The following is a 17722-nucleotide window of genomic DNA, read 5'->3' as shown; positions in this document are numbered from 1 at the left end:
AAAATTACTTAATTGGAGTGATTAGAATGGCGATTAATTTACAAAAAGGACAAAGAGTTGATTTAACGAAGAGTAACCCTGGACTATCTAAAATCATGGTAGGCTTGGGCTGGGATCCAGTAAAAAGCGGCGGTGGCGGTGGCGGCGGCTTATTCGGCGGCTTGTTTGGCGGCGGTGGCGCAGCTAACGTTGATTGTGATGCTTCCGTGATTATGTTAGGTGCTAATGACAAACTGCAAAACAATAAAGATGTGATTTATTTTGGAAACTTAAGAAGTAATGACGGCAGTGTCCAGCACTCAGGAGACAACTTAACTGGTGATGGAGATGGCGATGACGAGCAAATTATGGTTGATTTAAATAGGGTACCGTCCAATATCCAAAAGCTTGTTTTCGTTGTAAATATCTACGATTGTATAAAAAGAAAACAGCACTTTGGTATGATTCAAAATGCATTTATCAGAATTGTGAATCCAAGTAACAATCAAGAGTTAATCCACTACAACTTAACCGATAATTATAGCGGGTTAACATGCCTTGTGACAGGTGAAATTTATCGCCATGGTAATGATTGGAAGTTTGCGGCAATCGGCAGCGGTACCAATTCAGCTAGCTTAAGTGAAGTTGTTCGTTCGTTTAGTTAAATAAGAAAAGAGAAGTACACTAGCCGCTGGGCGCTCCTCGAAAAAGCTAACGCTTCACTTTGTGCGGGGTAACGCTTCCAAGCTTAGTCTTTTGAAGCTGGACATTTGTAAAACTCGTAATCAATTTCTTTTTACATAAAAAAATCTCGTATTGAGGTGATCTATTTGGGTATTAACTTAGCAAAAGGACAAAGAATTGATTTAACCAAAACGAATCCCGGATTAACAAAAGTCATTGCAGGCCTGGGCTGGGATACGAACCGTTACCACGGCGGTCATGACTTTGACTTGGATGCTTCCGCTTTTTTAACAGATGCAAACAGCAGAGTAATCCAGGATTCCGATTTTATCTTTTATAACAATTTAGTCCACTCATCAGGAGCGGTCGAACATACTGGGGATAATCGGACAGGTGAAGGGGACGGCGATGACGAACAAATCAAAATTGACTTTAGTAAAGTTCCATCCCATGTACATCGGATCGCAATTACGGTAACGATACATGATGCAGAAGCTAGAAACCAAAATTTTGGTCAAGTCTCTAACGCATTTGTTCGTCTTGTTGATGAAGAAACGAATCGTGAAGTCTTAAGGTTTGACCTTGGCGAGGATTTTTCAGTTGAGACGGCTGTCGTCATTTGTGAGCTTTATCGCCATAATGGTGATTGGAAATTCAACGCTGTCGGAAGCGGTTTCGCAGGAGGCTTAGCTGCCCTTTGCCGTAACTTTGGATTAGAAGTATAATTTTTTACTGAAGCTGCCGTTTCGGCGGCTTCTATTTTTTTGTGTATTATTTTCCATTATTACCGTAAATGCTCTAATCTTTCTGACTTTCTTCCATGTTATTATACTATTAAATATATAAATAAATGGGGAATTTCTATGAGGAAATGGGTAGTTGCGTTTTTAATGGCTAGTTTGTTTGTATCATCCATTACAACATCACAGGCTTCTTTTGATGGTATCATGTTGGGAAATTACCCTTTAAATTCAGTTCTCTACCAATCTATTAAAAATGAAAAGTCGATACAGCAGTTAAATAATATTATTATCCTGCCAAAGCAATCTTTTGATCAAAAAGAAGCTGCCGCCATGATCACACGAATAGCTTCCTTACCAAGCTCTCTTTTGGAAAAAATAAACCATAATGGTATAAGCGTAAAGCTTTTTACTGGTAAACTTACAGATAATCCTACAGCTAAACAATTAGCAGGACAAGTTCCAAGAGGGTATCAAACAAACATTACCTGGGAGAATGTTCCGGGCATCGGCGGTTCCAAAGTAGTGCTCGCCAAAATTGGCTCAAGTGAAAAAGGAAAAGGACATGGCTCCGTTAATTTAGAACTACATGAGTTGGCACATTCGATTGATCGCTATGTGTATGGGGAAATCAGCGGTTCGAAGAAATTCCGGCTTGTTTGGGAGAAAGAGCATGAGAAATTGTTTCCCGGAAACAATTATTTCCAATATCCTGAAGAATATTTTGCTGAGACATTTGCGATGTATTTTTTAAATAATGATACAAAAGAACTATTACACAGAAAAGCACCGAAAACATTTGAATTTATTAAACAGCTTCACTAAAATTAATAGATATGAATGGCAATAAAGGAGTGTAAGAAGTGAAGCAATATTTAGAATTATGTGAGCATGTACTTAAAAATGGAAATGTTAAGGGAGACCGGACGGGAACAGGTACCATCAGTACCTTTGGTTATCAAATGAGATTTAACTTAGAAGAAGGCTTTCCACTCTTAACAACGAAAAAGTTGCATCTAAAATCGATTATTTATGAGTTGCTTTGGTTCTTAAAAGGGGATACAAATGTCCGTTACTTGCAAGAGAATGGGGTACGGATTTGGAATGAGTGGGCCGATGAGAACGGTGAATTAGGGCCTGTCTATGGACATCAATGGCGTTCTTGGACTGGTGTCGATGGGAATACAGTTGATCAAATCAGCGAATTAGTTGAACAAATTAAAACAAATCCAAATTCACGAAGATTGCTTGTTAATGCCTGGAATGTAGCCGAGATTGACAAAATGGCGCTGCCTCCATGTCATTGTATGTTCCAATTTTTTGTGGCAGACGGAAAGCTCTCCTGCCAGCTCTACCAGCGATCGGCTGATGTGTTTTTAGGTGTTCCTTTTAATATTGCTTCCTATGCACTGTTAACCTTGATGATTGCTCAGGTTTGTGATTTGAAGCCGGGAGAATTTATTCATACATTTGGAGATGTTCATATATATCAAAATCATCTTGAACAAGTAAATTTGCAAATGGAAAGAGAGCCAAAGGTCTTGCCAATCTTGAAAATTAATCCAAATGTAAAGGATATTTACTCCTTTGAATATGAAGATTTTACATTAGAAGGATATGATCCACATCCTCACATCAAAGGAGCTGTCAGTGTATGATTTCATTTATCGTTGCAATGGATGAAAATCGCGCCATCGGCAAGGATAATCAATTACCATGGCATTTACCAGAGGACTTGAAGTTTTTTAAAAGAGTGACAATGGGTCACCCAATAGCTATGGGAAGAAAAACGCATGAATCGATTGGTCGCGTCCTACCGGGACGGGAAAATATCGTCATTACCCGTCAGCCTGGCTACAAATGTGAAGAATGTACGGTTTTTTACTCGGTGGAGCAGTTTGTAAAGTACTGCCGTGAGCGGGACGATGAAGTGTTTGTCATCGGCGGTGCAGAAATTTTTAAAGAAACATTCCCTTATGTAGATCGTCTATACATTACCTACATACATGAAACATTTGCTGGGGATACCTTCTTTCCAGAATTTGACCAAATTCAATGGGTGCTTACATCTACAGAAAAAGGGATTAAGAATGAGAAAAATCCTTACGATTATGAATTTAAGATTTATAATCGAAAATCTTAGCACATGAAAGAAGCACTGGCAATTTTGTTAAAGGGTTCCGTCTTCGGATGCATTAGTATAAAATGACACAAAAAATAGCGTGTGAATTGACTCACGCTATTTTTTTTAACCAAGGATCAATTCCTCTTGTCCTGACTGAATAAGACATGCATTCTGACAACCAAAGGCAATATCCTGCTAGTCCTGTCCGAATAAGGCTCGTATTCGGACAACGAAAGGAAATATCCTGCTAGTCCTGTCCGAATAAGGCTCGTATTCGGACAACGAAAGGAAATATCCTGCTAGTCCTGTCCGAATAAGGCTCGCATTCGGACAACGAAAGGCAAGATCGTGCTAGTCCTGTCCGAATTTACCTCGCATTCGGACTAACAACAGGCAAATCAATATTATGATTTGATGCCATTATCAGATGTATTCTCTTTTTGCAAGATCCTGGTTCTTTAGTTGAAATAAGGAGAACCCTTAATATGATTGTCATTTAGTCCATATGAATATTAAAAATGGCGTGCTAAAACTGAAAGCAGTTTTACACGCCATTTTCTATGTTATTTAACTCTTTTGCACCTAAAAATGGACCCCTTCACGATTTTGCTGGTACTTCTTTTCCTAATTAATACTTAACATATCAATATGAACCATTTAATTCGTATTCTGCCAGTTTAGCGAGCATACCTCTGAATTCATGTGGATGGCAAAATTCTTCCTCTCGGAAATGCGTTTTCACCCAGGCAATTAATTCAATCGGACTATTGAAATATTCTCCACTTCGGTCGCTTTTACGAATGGTATATCTTCCGTTGTCATCATCAATTGTAACCTCAACAGGGAGGGCTCCATCAAAACTGCACAGTGAAAATTCCATCCTCATCACATCCAATCCATCGGTTTAATAATTTTCATTAGTATATGTTCCTATTGGTCAAATTATATGCAAAAAAAAGTCAGTTGTCAAAATATTTTAAAAATTTGATTAACAAATTGGAGATTGACTTTAGAAATAGTAATTGTTAAATTGACTATAGTAGTGATAGATAAATAAAAAAGAAAATGCTAAAAATCACTATAATTTAAATTTTATTGGATTTTGTGAAATTACTATGAATTATTACAAATAATTAACGCAAAAGCATTATTCAATACTATAATCATAGTAGAAATATACAACATTTGAAGGGGATGTAAATCCATGTTTTCTAATATCGGAGTACCCGGATTAATTTTGATTTTAACACTTGCGCTTATTATTTTTGGACCAAAGAAATTACCGGAAATCGGAAAAGCTTTTGGACAAACTTTAAAGGAATTTAAAAAGTCTACCCGCGAACTTACGGACGATGTAATGGAAGACATTAAAGAAGAAAAGAAAAACTTGACTAAATAAGGTGTAGGATTTTGGGTCTTGCACCTTTTTCTTCTTGGTATTAAAACTATAAGGATGCGTGAAAACATGTTAATCTCTCAGACCGTGGGAACGATTCGGTTGAATTCTTGGTAAGGTTAAAAAGAATCAATCAGTATAATACTGAGAGCCTCATTCACGTGCTCATTTTGTAACATTTGAAATTGGCAGGGGATGTACATGGACGATAAAGAATTAAATTTAGTTGATCATTTAGAGGAATTACGCAAACGAATTATCATATCGGCTTTGGCATTTGTTGCCTTTTTTATCGTTGGTTTTATATACGTTGACGATATTTATAAATGGTTTGTTGGGGATCAAAAATTGATGGTTCTCGGACCAAGTGATATTATGTGGATTTATTTCATGCTTGCAGGTGTTGTTGCAATTGCGGCAACTATTCCTGTCCTGGCATTGCAAATTTGGTTGTTTGTTAGGCCGGCATTGAGACCGGTAGAAAGGAAAATAACCCTTTCATATGTACCTGCTTTATTTCTCTTATTTATTTGTGGCCTTGCTTTCGGTTACTTTGCCATTTTTCCAATGGTTTTAAACTTCTTGGTAAATATTGGGCAAGATATGTTTGTCACAAACTTCACTGCTGAAAGATATTTTAGCTTTATTATGAACATGACTCTGCCATTTGGTGTATTGTTTGAACTTCCGGTAGTGGTTATGTTCTTGACATCACTGGGAATTATTAATCCGTTTGTCTTAGCAAAAATTCGTAAATATGCCTATTTCGTTCTAATCATTGTTGCTGTTGTTATTACTCCACCAGACTTTATGTCTGATTTTGTCGTAACCTTACCACTCCTGCTCCTTTATGAAATTAGTATTAATTTATCAAAGTTTGTTTACCGAAAACGGTTAAAGAAGCAGCAAGAAACGGAGCAAGATGAGGAGAATGAAGAAGCAATAGAAGTATAAATATTAGCACACTAGACCTTAAGAGATTTTTAAATCTCTTAAGGTCTTTTTTGTTTCAATACTTATTAAATAAGTAGTTTACTCTTATTCATATTTTTGCTGAATTACTATTATTTCCAACTTATTAAAAGAAAATATTGTAAAAATGTAGTTAAGGATACTTTGTGTACTTTTCGGAAAATTCAGGACGAATTGCATATTATTATACTACAATTTTCTTGAGATCAATTTTTATTTATATTTATGCTAAGTGGAGGGGTTAGCGGATGAAGAGACAGAAAACGGTATATGAAGCCGCGATCGACCATGGTTTTAGCCGGCGTGACTTTCTAAAAATGTGTACAGCATTATCTGCCGTACTCGGGTTGGAGTTTACACAGTCCGATCAAGTTGTTAAAGCCATGGAAACAAAGACAAGAGTACCAGTTGTATGGCTGCAATTCCAGGATTGCACCGGTTGTTCCGAATCATTTATTCGGTCATCACAACCGAAGACAGAAAGTGTCTTACTAGAAATGATTTCACTAGAATATTCTGAAGTGCTTTCGGTACCATCCGGTCACCAGGCAGAAGCTTCTATGAAACAAGTATTAAAGGATTATAAAGGTGAATATATACTTGCGGTGGAAGGGAGTATCCCTGATGATGATGCCTTCTTAACGGTGGGGGGGCAATCGGCAAAGGAAACATTCTTGGAAATGGCTGCAGAAGCAAAAGCAATTATTGCCTATGGTTCCTGTTCTGCTTGGGGTGGAATTGCTGCTGCGCATCCGAACCCTACAGGAGCTAAACCGGTCACTAGCTTTGTAAAGAATACACCAACCATCCTTGTTCCAGGATGCCCGCCAATAGCTGAAGTCATGACAGGGGTAATAGCACACATCATTACTTTTGGAAAATTACCGGAGCTAGATCAATTTGGTCGGCCGAAAGCGTTTTATCGACACCGAATTCATGACAAATGTAACAGACGAGCTTATTTTGATTCGGGATTGTTTGTTGAATCTTTTGATGATGAAGGTGCAAAACAAGGATATTGCCTATATAAAGTGGGCTGTAAAGGTCCAACAACCTATAACTCTTGTGCGGAAATGCGCTGGAATGGCGGGGTAAGCTATCCTATTCAATCCGGTAACCCATGCTTCGGTTGTTCAGAAAAAGACTTCTGGGATAATGGCCCATTATATACGAGGAGAGCCAAAATACCCGGAACACAAACAACCATCAATCCAGATACAGTAGGCCTAGCAACTATCGGCTTGACCACTGCGGGCATTGCTGTTCATGCTACAGGGACGGTAATAAAGAAAAAGTTAGATGACAAACGAGGTGAAGAACATGAGTGAACGTATAGTAGTAGATCCAATAACAAGAATTGAAGGTCACCTTCGTGTAGAAGTAGATATAGATGAGCAAGGTGTCATTAAAGATGCATTTAGCTCAGGAACATCTGTCCGTGGACTAGAATTGATTGTCAAAGACCGTGACCCGCGCGATGTTTGGGCCTATGTGCAGAGAATTTGCGGTGTTTGTACTTCGGTACATGCTCTTTCATCGATCCGAGCAGTAGAGGATGCTCTTAAAATAAAGATTCCAAGAAATGCCCATTTAATCCGTGACATTATGAACGAGACCCAATTTATTCATGATCATGTTGTCCATTTTTATCATTTACACGCTTTGGATTGGGTAGATGTTATCAGTGCGATTAGTGCAAATCCAGCAGAGACCTCCCAACTTGCTCAGTCGATATCAAGCTGGCCAAAATCATCACCAGGCTACTTCACTGATGTGCAAAATAAGGTAAAGAAATTGGTTGAAAGCGGGCAGCTAGGGATTTTTGCAAACGGTTACTGGGGTCATAAAGCGTACAAACTTCCTCCAGAAGTGAACTTACTTGCCGTTGCCCACTACTTAGAAGCATTAGATTGGCAAAAAGAATTTGTCAAAATTCATACCATCTTCGGCGGTAAAAACCCTCACCCGCATTACGTTGTGGGAGGAATGGCCACACCGCTTGATATTGATAGTGATAATGGGGTGCATGCAGAAAGGTTAATGCATGTATCACAGATTATTGACCAAGCACGGGATTTTGTAAATCAAGTATATATTCCAGATTTACTCGCAATTGGATCATTTTATAAAGATTGGACATATGGCGGCGGCATTAATAATTACTTATGCTATGGTGATTTCTCAACAGGTGACATTTATGATACGAAGCTATACCGGATGCCTCGGGGAATTGTCTTAAATGGCAACCTCAAAGAAGTTTTAGATGTTGACCTTAAAGATCCTAAGCATGTACAGGAATTTATTGACCACTCTTGGTATACCTATGATGGAAAAGAAGGCGGCATAGGAAAGCATCCATTTGAAGGTGAGACCACGTTTAATTATACCGGGCCAAAAGCACCGTTTAAAACACTAGATACTGATAAACAGTATAGCTGGTTAAAAGCCCCACGCTGGAAAGAGCATCCGATGGAAACTGGTCCGCTTGCAAGGATGTTTGTTGGTTATGCTTCAGGAAAAGAAGAAATTGTTACTATTGTTGATGAAACATTGAAAAAGCTTGATCTTCCAATTACAGCTTTACAATCGGCATTAGGACGTACCGTTGCACGCGGTCTTGAAACGGTCTTGATTTCAGGATGGTTACGTAATGACATGGATGAACTACTGAAAAATGTGAAAAGTGGTAATCAAACAACATTTGACCGTTCAAAATGGGAACCAAGTACATGGCCGGAACGAGCCAAGGGTGTAGGCTGGTTGGAAGCACCACGCGGTGCACTTGGACATTGGATTGATATTAAAGATGGGAAAACACATAACTATCAGGCTGTTGTTCCTTCTACATGGAATGCATCACCACGTGATCACAAAAATAAAATTGGTGCCTATGAAGCAGCACTTAAAGGTACACCAATGTTAAATAAGGAGCAGCCATTAGAAATTATGCGGATTATTCATTCATTTGACCCATGTCTTGCCTGTGCCGTTCACTTAACCGACTTGGAAACAAATAAAACGACTGAAATTCGTATAGGTTAGGAGTTGAGAAAATGGGTGCGCCAAAATTGCCGACTCAAACGCCTGGCCCGTCCCCTGAAAATCCGGTGATCAACAGCGAGAACTCGTTTCACCCAGAAAGACCGATCGTTTATAAACAAATAAAAAATGAAGTCAGAGCATATGTTTGGGAATTGCCCGTAAGGATTTTTCACTGGTTAAATATGCTTGCCATTTTTGTACTAATGGGAACTGGAATTTACATTGGGAAACCCTTTGCATCCGCTGGGATTCCTGAGGAGGCTTATTATTCCAATTTAATGGGGTGGATGAGATATATTCATTTTTTTGCAGCATTTCTCTTTGTGATTAATCTCATGTTCCGATTGTATTGGGTAGCAATCGGTAATAAGTTTGCCACATCCAATCCACTTAGATGGATGTTCTGGAAGGAAGTTTTCGAAACCGTTAAATACTATTTATTTTTGAAAAATAAAAAGCCTCATTATGTTGGTCATAACCCACTTGCGCAGTTAAGCTATTGGATTTTTATCGGGCTTGGCTCATGGATCGTGTTGTTAACAGGTTTTTATATGTACTTCGAGCCGCAGCCCGAGTCATTCTGGGCAAAACTGTTTGTTTGGGTGCCATATCTGTTTGGAGGCGATAGCTACACCATTCGCTCATGGCATCATATAGCCGCATGGGGCTTTATGTTATTTACACTTATTCACGTGTACATGGCCTTCCGTGATGACTATTTAGAACGGAATGGATCAATTTCTTCGATGATTACAGGCTATAAAACAACTACGAACAAATCAGTTGGTGAAAAGAATGAAAAATAAACAGCCAGATAAAAAAATTACCATTCTTGGTATTGGCAACACCCTCTTCTCTGATGAGGGTGTTGGCATTCACCTTTTACCATTGCTTGAGGAAGCATTAAAAGAAGATGAAAATATAGAAATTATCGAAGGGTTAACAGACGGGATGAAATTGCTCGGACCTGTTGAGGATGCTGAAAACCTTATCATCATTGATGCGATTAATTCCGGCAAAGAAGGCGGTACGATCATCAAGCTAGAGGGTGATGAGATTCCTACTTATTTTGGGATAAAAATGTCCATCCACCAGCTAGGTTTCCAAGAGGTTTTATTGGCTGCGAAAATGCGGGAACGATATCCAAAGCAAATTGTTATGTATGGAATGCAGCCAACTTCGCTACAATTAGGAATCGGTTTGACAGAAACCAATCAAAGCATGCTCAATGAACTTGCTAATGTTGTATTGGATCAAGTCAAACTGTGGAGAAGTGTGTTATGAAACGAGGCGACTTTTTAAAGGAAATGGCAGAAGGCCTTTTCCAAACGGCTAAATCCGTTTATGAGCCTTTTTTAAGCGAGGACTTAGGAAAGGTAGAAGCAGTGGCGGACCGGGCTTTAGGCATTACTTGGCATTCTTTTATTAAAGAACAAGAGCTTTACTCCGACCTTGAAATGAGGTTTTTTGGTGGGAAGCCCGTAATAGTTTATCTTAATGGAACGAACATGCAGGCAATCGATGGAGTTTGTCCTGTATGTTCGAATATTATTTACCTTTCAACACTATATTCAACTGGGAAATGTTTGAATTGTCAAAAAGAATTCAATTTTAGGACCCAATCCGGTGATTTACAGCTCGGATCCTACCCATTAAAACGGAAGAATGATACTTATTTAATCGGAATCCAATGAATAGGAAACAGGGTGGTAGTGATGCATGAAATGTCGTTGATGGGAGATATTCTTCAGCTTTTACAGGAAGACGCTGCAGCAAATGGTATTGGAAAAATAGAAAAGGTTGAATTAATTGTCGGAGAGATCGCCAATGCAATGCCAGATGCCTTAAGAATGGCTTTTGAAATTTTTCGCGATGAAAATCTGCATCTATTTACAAAGAATGCCGAACTAGTGATTCAACTTGAAGAAGCAAAAGCAAAGTGTGTCCTGTGTGGTAAAGAGTACAAACCAGACCAGAAAATAGCTTTATGCCCAAGCTGTCTTCTTCCTTCAGGAAAAGTGCTGAAAGGGGAAACATTTCAGGTTTTATCATACGAAGGGAGTAATGGAAAATGAAAGTGACATTGAAAACAGATGTGTTAACAAATAACAATAAGGCTGCAGAGTTCAATCGAGAGCTTTTCCAAAACACAAAAACCTTAGTGATTAATCTAATGAGCTCTCCTGGAGCAGGAAAGACCACACTATTGGAAGAAACGGTAAGGGTACTTTCCGGAAAATATCGCATCGCCGTCATTGAAGGAGATTTAGCAACAGAAAGGGATGCGGAACGGATTCGAGCTATGGGTGCTAAAGCGGTTCAAATCAATACACATGGCGGCTGTCACCTTGATGCCCGTATGGTAGCCGCTGCGTTAGCAGAATTTGATCTTGATGAAATCGATATTCTCTTCATCGAAAATGTTGGAAACCTTGTTTGTCCATCTGGCTATGATTTAGGCCAGCAGCATAAAGTCGCCGTTTTAAGTGTTCCCGAAGGTAATGATAAAATCCCGAAATATCCGCAAATGTTTATGCGTACTGAGCTTGTTCTATTAAATAAAATAGATTTACTTCCATACTTGGATTTTAGTGTGGAGGAAGCCCGAAAGGATTTATCAGAAATCAATCCAGAGTCTAATCTGCTACCACTCTCTGCTCGGACACAAGAAGGTCTATATGAATGGTTTTCTTGGATTGAAGGAGCTTATGCAAAATGGATACAGCAGTAAAGATTGCCGTCCGCGGCAGGGTGCAGGGCGTCGGCTTCCGGCCGTTCGTCTTTCAGCTTGCAGACAAATACCAGCTGAGTGGAACCGTTCAGAATAATATGGACGGCGTTAACATTCACCTTGAGGGGGCTTTAGTGAATGTTCAAGCATTTTTATCGGAGTTAAAAAAAAAGGCTCCTAGACTATCAAAAATATATGAGATATTGGTAGAAAAGGCTGAGTCTCAAAACCTAACCGGATTTACCATCATTCCGAGTGAACGGATTGGTACATCAACGCTAGTTATTCCAATTGATTCGGGTGTTTGCGATGATTGCTTGAACGAAATGAATGACCCAAAGGATTTTCGTTATCAATACCCGTTTATCAATTGCACCCAGTGTGGTCCGCGCTACACCATTATCGAGGAATTGCCCTATGACAGGCCTTACACATCGATGAAGAGCTTTCCAATGTGCGACGATTGCAGAAGAGAGTATGAAGATCCCACTAACCGGCGTCACCACGCCCAGCCAATTGCATGTCCAACATGCGGACCAATTGTACGCTTACTTGATGTTAATGGGTTGGAAGTAGATTCAGAGATACCAATCAAAGCTGCGGTCATGTTGTTAAAAGAAGGGAAAATTTTAGCGATAAAAGGAATTGGCGGTTATCATCTTTGCTGCGATGCTCGTAATGAGCAGGCAGTGGCTGCATTACGAAAAAGGAAAAAACGGCCATTGCGGCCGCTTGCGGTTATGGCTGCTTCCATTTCAGAAGTGGAAGGTCTTGCCGAATTGGATAGGAATGAACGTGACCTGTTGAAAAGTCCGGAGTCACCGATTGTGGTCCTAAAGAAAAATGACCAATATTCGCTTGCTGATAGTGTGGCACCTGGGATGAGCACGATTGGAGTGATGCTCCCATACACACCGCTCCATCATTTACTATTTACTGATTCTGATCTAGCTTGTCTCGTGATGACAAGTGCAAATCCATCAGGGATGCCAATTCTTTTTAAGGATGAAGATGCCCTTCAATATTTAGCGACAATAGCTGATTTCTATCTCGTCCATAATCGTGAGATACTTCATCCCGTAGATGATTCTGTTATTCAAATGAATGATGGAAAGCTTGATTTTCTGCGCCGGTCAAGGGGTTATGTCCCAGACCCATTTTCAACTAGTCAAGATGTGACAGGAATTGTGGCTTTCGGAGGTCAGCAAAAGACTACGTTTACGATTGGTCGAAATGAGCAGATTTTTGTCGGTCCTCATATTGGTGATTTAGAAAATATTGAAACGATAGATCATTATGAACAAGAATTAGAACATCTATTAAGGTGGATTGATACCCCGAAAACCACGGCTGTTATCGATGCACATCCAGCCTATCATATTCAGAATCTGGCAAAAGAATACAAGTTTGATGAAATTATAGAGGTCCAGCATCATCATGCCCATATGGCTGCCTGTTTGGAGGAACATCAAATATCCGGTAAGGCTTATGGAATCATCCTTGATGGTACAGGCTTTGGTCTTGACGGTAACATATGGGGATTTGAAATTCTATATGGAGATCCTTTTGAGTTTGAGCGCATCGCCCATTTACACTATACTCCCCTTCCCGGAGGTGAAAAGTGTATTCGCGAGCCATGGCGAAATGCTGCTGCCATGCTTATCTCGCTTCATGGAGAGGAGGGCATGGCTCTTGCAAAAGCTATTTTTACAGATAAATTATCAGAGATTGATATTTTGAATGCAATGATTAAAAGGAATGTTAATACTGTTTACGCCGGGACATGTGGAAGGTTGTTCGATGCGGTAAGTGCCCTATGCGGTGTAACGAAAGTTTCCAGTTATGACGGAGAAGCTGCGATACAGTTAGCAGAACTTGCGGACGACAGGGTCCTGTTCGAACCTTACCCATTTGAATTAATGAACAAAGAGTTATTAACAATTAATTTTTCAAAAATGGTGAAAGAAATTGCTTTAGATGTTATTACAGGGAAGGAAGTCAAAACAATTAGCGGAAGATTTCATGAAACTGTTGTTCAAGCTATTGTCAGTGCCTTGGTGTATTTGAATGAAAAAAATCCTGCTGCTGAGAAAACGGTGGTTTTGTCTGGCGGAAGTTTCCATAATCGTTATTTAAGAAAAAGAATTACTGCTGAATTGAGAGAAAGGTCTTTTAAAGTGTTTGTTCCTGAAAAGGTTCCTTGTAATGATGGGGGATTATCTTTCGGGCAATTAATCGTTGCTGCTGCAAAAAGGAGTGTTAATCAATGTGCGTTGGAGTACCAGCAAAGGTAGTGAAAAAAATGGAATACAGTGCAGTCGTGGATGTAATGGGTTCCCAGACGACGGTAGGAACCATTTTTGTACCTGAAGTCGAGCTAGGTAATTATGTCATTGTTCATGCGGGTCAGGCCATGAGTATTGTCGATGAAACCTATGCAAAGCAAAGTGTGGAAGAATGGAGGAGGCTTGTAGATGCTCGAAATGCTGAAACAGTCGAATAATCCTGAAATTTGTAAGCCGCTTGTCGAAGCAGTTATTGCAAAATCAAAAGAATTCCAGAAGAAGTTTGGCCGTAAGCCTGCGTTTATGGAGGTTTGCGGCTCTCATACAATGTCGCTTGCACGCACAGGGGTTAAGCAATGCTTGAAAGAGGATGTGAATCTCATATCCGGTCCAGGATGTCCTGTCTGTGTAACGGATCAGCGCTCGATCGACGCTATGGTGGCTCTCGCGGAAGGTGAGAATAGGATTATCTGTACATTCGGCGATATGATGAGGGTACCTGGGTCAAATAAAACACTCCTGGATGCCAAGATTGCCGGAAAGGATATCCGCGTATTATATTCGCCAATTGATACGATTAAGGTTGCTGAAGAAAACCCAGACAAAGAAGTTATTTTTCTTGGAGTAGGTTTTGAAACAACAATTCCAATTCTTACCTTAATGGTAGGGGAAGCGGAAAAACGAGGGATTAAGAATTTTTCCATTTGGATGACAACCAAGCTAGTGGAACCGGTTCTTCGCTATTTATTGGATGCCGGTGAAGTCAATTTGGATGGATTCTTGCTTCCTGGTCATGTATCGATTGTTCTGGGTGAGAATTCCTATAAATACTTAGTTGATGAATACAACATTTCCGGGGTGATTACTGGCTTTGAAACAGCAGAATTGCTCACAGGTATTTATAAATTAATTGATATCGCCTTAACGGGAAGGGCTGCCATTGAAAATAATCATCCCGCAGTTGTCAGTAAATCCGGAAATCGGGTGATTCACAAATGGATTGATCAGTACTTGACGGAATGTGATGAGGCATGGCGTGGTATAGGTGTCATTCCGAAAAGTGGGTTAGATTTAAAACCAGAATACGATCAGTTTAATGCAAAGAAACGATTTACGGTGGAAATTGGGGAGCCAAGGAAAACAAAATGCCGCTGTGGTGAAGTCATACGTGGATTAATTTCTCCTAATGAATGTCAATTGTTCGGTAAAGCTTGCCACCCAATGAATCCGATTGGTCCATGTATGGTCTCAGCTGAAGGAAGCTGTGCGGCATTTTATCAATACATGAGGGAGAGCTATTAATGGAGAAATATATCAGCTTAGCACATGGTGATGGCGGGGAATTGAGCAATCGATTAATTAAAGAGGTATTCATTGAAGCCTTCGGGGACGGCAATGCAGCCCTATTTGATGCGGCATCTTTAACGATATCTACACCTAGAATTGCAGTTACAACTGACTCGTTTGTCATTAAACCTGTATTTTTTCCCGGCGGGTCAATTGGTAAATTAGCGGTCGCTGGGACTGTGAATGATCTGGCCGTAAGTGGGGCTAAACCTGCTTTTTTAACTTGCGGTTTCGTTATTGAAGAAGGCTTCCCGATTTCTGATTTAAAAAAAATTGTCACAGATATGGCATACGAAGCAAAGAAAACAGGTGTAACCATTGTGGCCGGTGATACTAAAGTAGTAGAACGAGGCAGCGCAGATGGAGTTTACATTAATACGACCGGAATTGGAATCTATGAAAATAATAATGGCTGCAGCCTTGAATTTGAAGAAGGAGACGCAATCATCGTGTCAGGCACAATAGGGGATCACGGGATTGCTGTTCTTGCTGCAAGAGGCGAACTTGGAATATCAGTTCCGATTGAAAGCGATTGTGCATCTTTGAATAAAATGCTAGCTGGTGTTCTCACTTCTACTGATGGTGTACGGATCATGCGTGACCCAACAAGAGGAGGACTGGCCACTACGTTGGTTGAAATCGCTGAAGATTTTCAATTAACGATGAAAATTGATGAACTTGATTTACCTGTTAAGGAAGAAGTTCATGGGGTTTGTGACTTATTGGGTTTTGATCCACTGTATCTTGCAAATGAAGGAAAAGCGATAATTGTTGTAGCCAATCGTGATAAAGAGAAAGTGATTGATATTTTGCGTAAATTTCCTGAAGGAAGAGATGCTGTTGTTATTGGTTCCATCATTGGAAAAGGAAAAGGACAGTTATTATTAGAAACACCGCTTGGCTCAAAACGATTATTAACGAGATTATCAGGAACGATGTTTCCGAGAATATGTTAAAAAACAGCCCTCATTCTCTAATAAGAGTGGGGGCTGTTTTTCATCTACTATTTTGTTCCTTCATCCATTTTAATTGATGTGTTAAAAATTATTTTAAAAGAACATCATAAACAGGAGCCGTTATGCAATTTTAGTTTTCTGATGGAAAATAATTCACAAATATTTTAACAAACCAAGCATAATTAGACACATTTCGTGTTTCGTTGGGTGTATAATAGTATCAAACGGGTGAAAAAGAGGATTGATATTTTGTTATTCAAAAGCCTAGAGTTCAAAAATGATGTTGGACAGAAGGTTAAAGTCATGGATATTCCTGTATTGGAGGAAGATAGTACATATAAATTTATGATCCAAGTCCGTTTACAGACGTTTCTAGCTTCCATTGATCAGGAAAGCAAGCCAAAGAGATGTTACTCCTTTAAAGAGTATTTAAAAAAGGTCATGAAATGGCCGGATTATGAGCAGCTGTTTGAAGTAGGAGAATTAAAACATAACGCATAGTTTCATTCGAGCATCGGGCGACCGGTGCTGTTTTATTTTTAAGAGAAAAGATAGATTTAGTTTCATTCAATACAGGAAACCTGTATAATACATAGCAGTAATGGTAGGGATGTGAATGTATGAGCAAAATAAAAATTGTAACCGATTCAACATTGGATATAACAAATGAAATGGCGGAAAAGCTGGGTATTATTATTGTGCCTTTGGCAGTAACAATAAATGGAGAAACCTATTTAGATCGGGTGGATATCGATCCTGTTGAATTTATTGAAAAAATGAGTGGTTCCAAAGATTTACCAAAAAGCTCCCAGCCTTCTGCAGGTGCCTTTCTTGAAGTCTATGACCGTCTTGGTGAAGAAGGTTATGAAGTATTATCCATTCATATGACGGGAAAAATGAGCGGAACAGTGCGCTCAGCGGAAAGTGCAGCCCAGATGACAGAAACAAAAGTTACTGTTTTCGATTCAAAGTATATTTCGAAAGCCCTTTCCTTTCAAGTAAGGGAAGCTGCAGAGATGGCCAAACTGGGGAAAAGTATCGAGGAAATTCTCGAGCGATTAGAGACTGTACGTGATCATACAAAATTATACATTATGGTTGATACGTTAGAGAACCTTGTGAAGGGCGGACGAATCGGGAAAGGAAAGGCTTTTATCGGTTCCCTATTAAACATCAAACCGATTGCCTCCCTTGAAGGAGCGGAATATACGCCGGTGACAAAGTTACGCAGTCATTCACAGGTTGTTAAATTTATGGCCAAGCAGTTTGCTGAAGATGTAAAAGGGAAGACCATCCGAGGTGTTGGAATTGCGCATGCTGAGGCCTATGAGCTGGCTGTAAAAATAAAAGACAGTATTTTTGAATTAACAGGATTTCAAGACGTGGAAATTGATTACACTAATCCAATCGTCAGCACACACACTGGAAAAGGTGCATTTGCGTTAATGTTTTATTATGAATAAAT

21 protein-coding genes are annotated in these 17722 nt (G+C 39.6%); 20 read left to right on the top strand and 1 reads right to left on the bottom strand.

What is annotated here, in order from left to right:
• Positions 1-26: 26 nt before the first annotated feature.
• The 5 genes from QNH20_RS16830 to QNH20_RS16810 all read left to right on the top strand — a co-directional run bounded on the left by QNH20_RS16830 (position 27) and on the right by QNH20_RS16810 (position 3546).
• The gene (locus QNH20_RS16830; RefSeq protein ID WP_283919132.1) at positions 27-644 is read left to right on the top strand and encodes a TerD family protein; all 618 of its coding nucleotides are present in this window, start codon (positions 27-29) and stop codon (positions 642-644) included.
• A gap of 165 nt (positions 645-809) precedes the next feature.
• Entirely contained in the window at positions 810-1388 is a 579-nt protein-coding gene (locus QNH20_RS16825) for a TerD family protein (RefSeq protein WP_283919131.1), read from the top strand.
• Positions 1389-1526: 138 nt separating this feature from the next.
• Positions 1527-2228, top strand: coding sequence for an anthrax toxin lethal factor-related metalloendopeptidase (locus QNH20_RS16820; RefSeq protein WP_283919130.1), 702 nt, complete (start codon positions 1527-1529; stop codon positions 2226-2228).
• Positions 2229-2266: 38 nt separating this feature from the next.
• Entirely contained in the window at positions 2267-3061 is a 795-nt protein-coding gene (locus tag QNH20_RS16815; protein ID WP_283919129.1) for a thymidylate synthase, read from the top strand.
• The gene (locus QNH20_RS16810; protein WP_283919128.1) at positions 3058-3546 is read left to right on the top strand and encodes a dihydrofolate reductase; all 489 of its coding nucleotides are present in this window, start codon (positions 3058-3060) and stop codon (positions 3544-3546) included. Before QNH20_RS16815 ends, QNH20_RS16810 begins: the two co-directional genes overlap by 4 nt.
• Before the next feature lie 625 nt (positions 3547-4171).
• Here the strand turns inward: QNH20_RS16810 and QNH20_RS16805 are convergent.
• Positions 4172-4408 carry a hypothetical protein gene (locus QNH20_RS16805; protein WP_283919127.1) on the bottom strand — a complete coding sequence of 79 codons (237 nt, stop codon included), beginning with the start codon at positions 4406-4408 and terminating at the stop codon, positions 4172-4174.
• A gap of 324 nt (positions 4409-4732) precedes the next feature.
• Here QNH20_RS16805 and QNH20_RS16800 point away from each other — a divergent pair, with 324 nt between their 5' ends.
• From QNH20_RS16800 to QNH20_RS16730, 15 genes are all read left to right on the top strand, one after another.
• Positions 4733-4927 (top strand): twin-arginine translocase TatA/TatE family subunit, encoded by a 195-nt coding sequence (locus QNH20_RS16800; protein WP_149870705.1) that lies wholly within the window; start codon positions 4733-4735, stop codon positions 4925-4927.
• A gap of 198 nt (positions 4928-5125) precedes the next feature.
• Positions 5126-5878, top strand: a complete 753-nt coding sequence (tatC, locus tag QNH20_RS16795; protein ID WP_283919126.1) for a twin-arginine translocase subunit TatC — start codon at positions 5126-5128, stop codon at positions 5876-5878.
• Positions 5879-6144: 266 nt separating this feature from the next.
• On the top strand, positions 6145-7224 hold the full coding sequence (locus QNH20_RS16790; protein WP_283919125.1) for a hydrogenase small subunit: 1080 nt from the start codon (positions 6145-6147) through the stop codon (positions 7222-7224).
• Complete coding sequence (locus QNH20_RS16785) at positions 7217-8938, top strand: nickel-dependent hydrogenase large subunit (protein ID WP_283919124.1); 1722 nt, start codon at positions 7217-7219, stop codon at positions 8936-8938. The genes QNH20_RS16790 and QNH20_RS16785 overlap by 8 nt, the downstream gene beginning before the upstream one ends.
• Before the next feature lie 11 nt (positions 8939-8949).
• Complete coding sequence (gene cybH / locus QNH20_RS16780; RefSeq protein WP_283919123.1) at positions 8950-9744, top strand: Ni/Fe-hydrogenase, b-type cytochrome subunit; 795 nt, start codon at positions 8950-8952, stop codon at positions 9742-9744.
• Positions 9734-10222: a HyaD/HybD family hydrogenase maturation endopeptidase gene (locus tag QNH20_RS16775; protein WP_283919122.1), complete on the top strand. Its 489-nt coding sequence runs from the start codon at positions 9734-9736 to the stop codon at positions 10220-10222. The genes cybH and QNH20_RS16775 overlap by 11 nt, the downstream gene beginning before the upstream one ends.
• Positions 10219-10632: a hypothetical protein gene (locus QNH20_RS16770; protein WP_283919121.1), complete on the top strand. Its 414-nt coding sequence runs from the start codon at positions 10219-10221 to the stop codon at positions 10630-10632. Before QNH20_RS16775 ends, QNH20_RS16770 begins: the two co-directional genes overlap by 4 nt.
• Positions 10633-10653: 21 nt before the next feature.
• Positions 10654-11013 (top strand): hydrogenase maturation nickel metallochaperone HypA/HybF, encoded by a 360-nt coding sequence (locus QNH20_RS16765; RefSeq protein WP_283919120.1) that lies wholly within the window; start codon positions 10654-10656, stop codon positions 11011-11013.
• A complete protein-coding gene (gene hypB / locus QNH20_RS16760; protein ID WP_283919119.1) occupies positions 11010-11669 on the top strand; it encodes a hydrogenase nickel incorporation protein HypB in 660 nt (219 codons plus the stop codon). Before QNH20_RS16765 ends, hypB begins: the two co-directional genes overlap by 4 nt.
• A complete protein-coding gene (gene hypF / locus QNH20_RS16755) occupies positions 11654-13963 on the top strand; it encodes a carbamoyltransferase HypF (protein ID WP_283919118.1) in 2310 nt (769 codons plus the stop codon). Before hypB ends, hypF begins: the two co-directional genes overlap by 16 nt.
• Positions 13936-14172: a HypC/HybG/HupF family hydrogenase formation chaperone gene (locus QNH20_RS16750; protein WP_283919117.1), complete on the top strand. Its 237-nt coding sequence runs from the start codon at positions 13936-13938 to the stop codon at positions 14170-14172. The genes hypF and QNH20_RS16750 overlap by 28 nt, the downstream gene beginning before the upstream one ends.
• Positions 14144-15256: a hydrogenase formation protein HypD gene (hypD, locus tag QNH20_RS16745; RefSeq protein WP_283919116.1), complete on the top strand. Its 1113-nt coding sequence runs from the start codon at positions 14144-14146 to the stop codon at positions 15254-15256. The genes QNH20_RS16750 and hypD overlap by 29 nt, the downstream gene beginning before the upstream one ends.
• On the top strand, positions 15256-16257 hold the full coding sequence (gene hypE, locus QNH20_RS16740) for a hydrogenase expression/formation protein HypE (protein WP_283919115.1): 1002 nt from the start codon (positions 15256-15258) through the stop codon (positions 16255-16257). The genes hypD and hypE overlap by 1 nt, the downstream gene beginning before the upstream one ends.
• A gap of 249 nt (positions 16258-16506) precedes the next feature.
• Entirely contained in the window at positions 16507-16758 is a 252-nt protein-coding gene (locus QNH20_RS16735; RefSeq protein WP_283919114.1) for a DUF2535 family protein, read from the top strand.
• A gap of 119 nt (positions 16759-16877) precedes the next feature.
• Positions 16878-17720 (top strand): DegV family protein, encoded by an 843-nt coding sequence (locus QNH20_RS16730; protein WP_283919113.1) that lies wholly within the window; start codon positions 16878-16880, stop codon positions 17718-17720.
• Positions 17721-17722 lie beyond the last annotated feature (2 nt).

The sequence above is a fragment of the Neobacillus sp. WH10 genome, from assembly GCF_030123405.1.
Lineage (GTDB): Bacteria > Bacillota > Bacilli > Bacillales > Cytobacillaceae > Neobacillus.
This window is presented reverse-complemented; position numbering and strand designations above follow the sequence as displayed.

Coding starts and splice junctions, on each gene's coding strand:
- QNH20_RS16820 (WP_283919130.1), top strand. CDS start 1,527: ATGAGGAAATGGGTAGTTGCGTTTTTAATGGCTAGTTTGTTTGTATCA.
- QNH20_RS16770 (WP_283919121.1), top strand. CDS start 10,219: ATGAAACGAGGCGACTTTTTAAAGGAAATGGCAGAAGGCCTTTTCCAA.
- QNH20_RS16810 (WP_283919128.1), top strand. CDS start 3,058: ATGATTTCATTTATCGTTGCAATGGATGAAAATCGCGCCATCGGCAAG.
- QNH20_RS16805 (WP_283919127.1), bottom strand. CDS start 4,408: ATGGAATTTTCACTGTGCAGTTTTGATGGAGCCCTCCCTGTTGAGGTT.
- hypD (WP_283919116.1), top strand. CDS start 14,144: ATGCTCGAAATGCTGAAACAGTCGAATAATCCTGAAATTTGTAAGCCG.
- cybH (WP_283919123.1), top strand. CDS start 8,950: ATGGGTGCGCCAAAATTGCCGACTCAAACGCCTGGCCCGTCCCCTGAA.
- QNH20_RS16785 (WP_283919124.1), top strand. CDS start 7,217: ATGAGTGAACGTATAGTAGTAGATCCAATAACAAGAATTGAAGGTCAC.
- QNH20_RS16765 (WP_283919120.1), top strand. CDS start 10,654: ATGCATGAAATGTCGTTGATGGGAGATATTCTTCAGCTTTTACAGGAA.
- QNH20_RS16800 (WP_149870705.1), top strand. CDS start 4,733: ATGTTTTCTAATATCGGAGTACCCGGATTAATTTTGATTTTAACACTT.
- tatC (WP_283919126.1), top strand. CDS start 5,126: ATGGACGATAAAGAATTAAATTTAGTTGATCATTTAGAGGAATTACGC.
- hypE (WP_283919115.1), top strand. CDS start 15,256: ATGGAGAAATATATCAGCTTAGCACATGGTGATGGCGGGGAATTGAGC.
- QNH20_RS16750 (WP_283919117.1), top strand. CDS start 13,936: ATGTGCGTTGGAGTACCAGCAAAGGTAGTGAAAAAAATGGAATACAGT.
- hypB (WP_283919119.1), top strand. CDS start 11,010: ATGAAAGTGACATTGAAAACAGATGTGTTAACAAATAACAATAAGGCT.
- QNH20_RS16790 (WP_283919125.1), top strand. CDS start 6,145: ATGAAGAGACAGAAAACGGTATATGAAGCCGCGATCGACCATGGTTTT.
- hypF (WP_283919118.1), top strand. CDS start 11,654: ATGGATACAGCAGTAAAGATTGCCGTCCGCGGCAGGGTGCAGGGCGTC.
- QNH20_RS16730 (WP_283919113.1), top strand. CDS start 16,878: ATGAGCAAAATAAAAATTGTAACCGATTCAACATTGGATATAACAAAT.
- QNH20_RS16830 (WP_283919132.1), top strand. CDS start 27: ATGGCGATTAATTTACAAAAAGGACAAAGAGTTGATTTAACGAAGAGT.
- QNH20_RS16775 (WP_283919122.1), top strand. CDS start 9,734: ATGAAAAATAAACAGCCAGATAAAAAAATTACCATTCTTGGTATTGGC.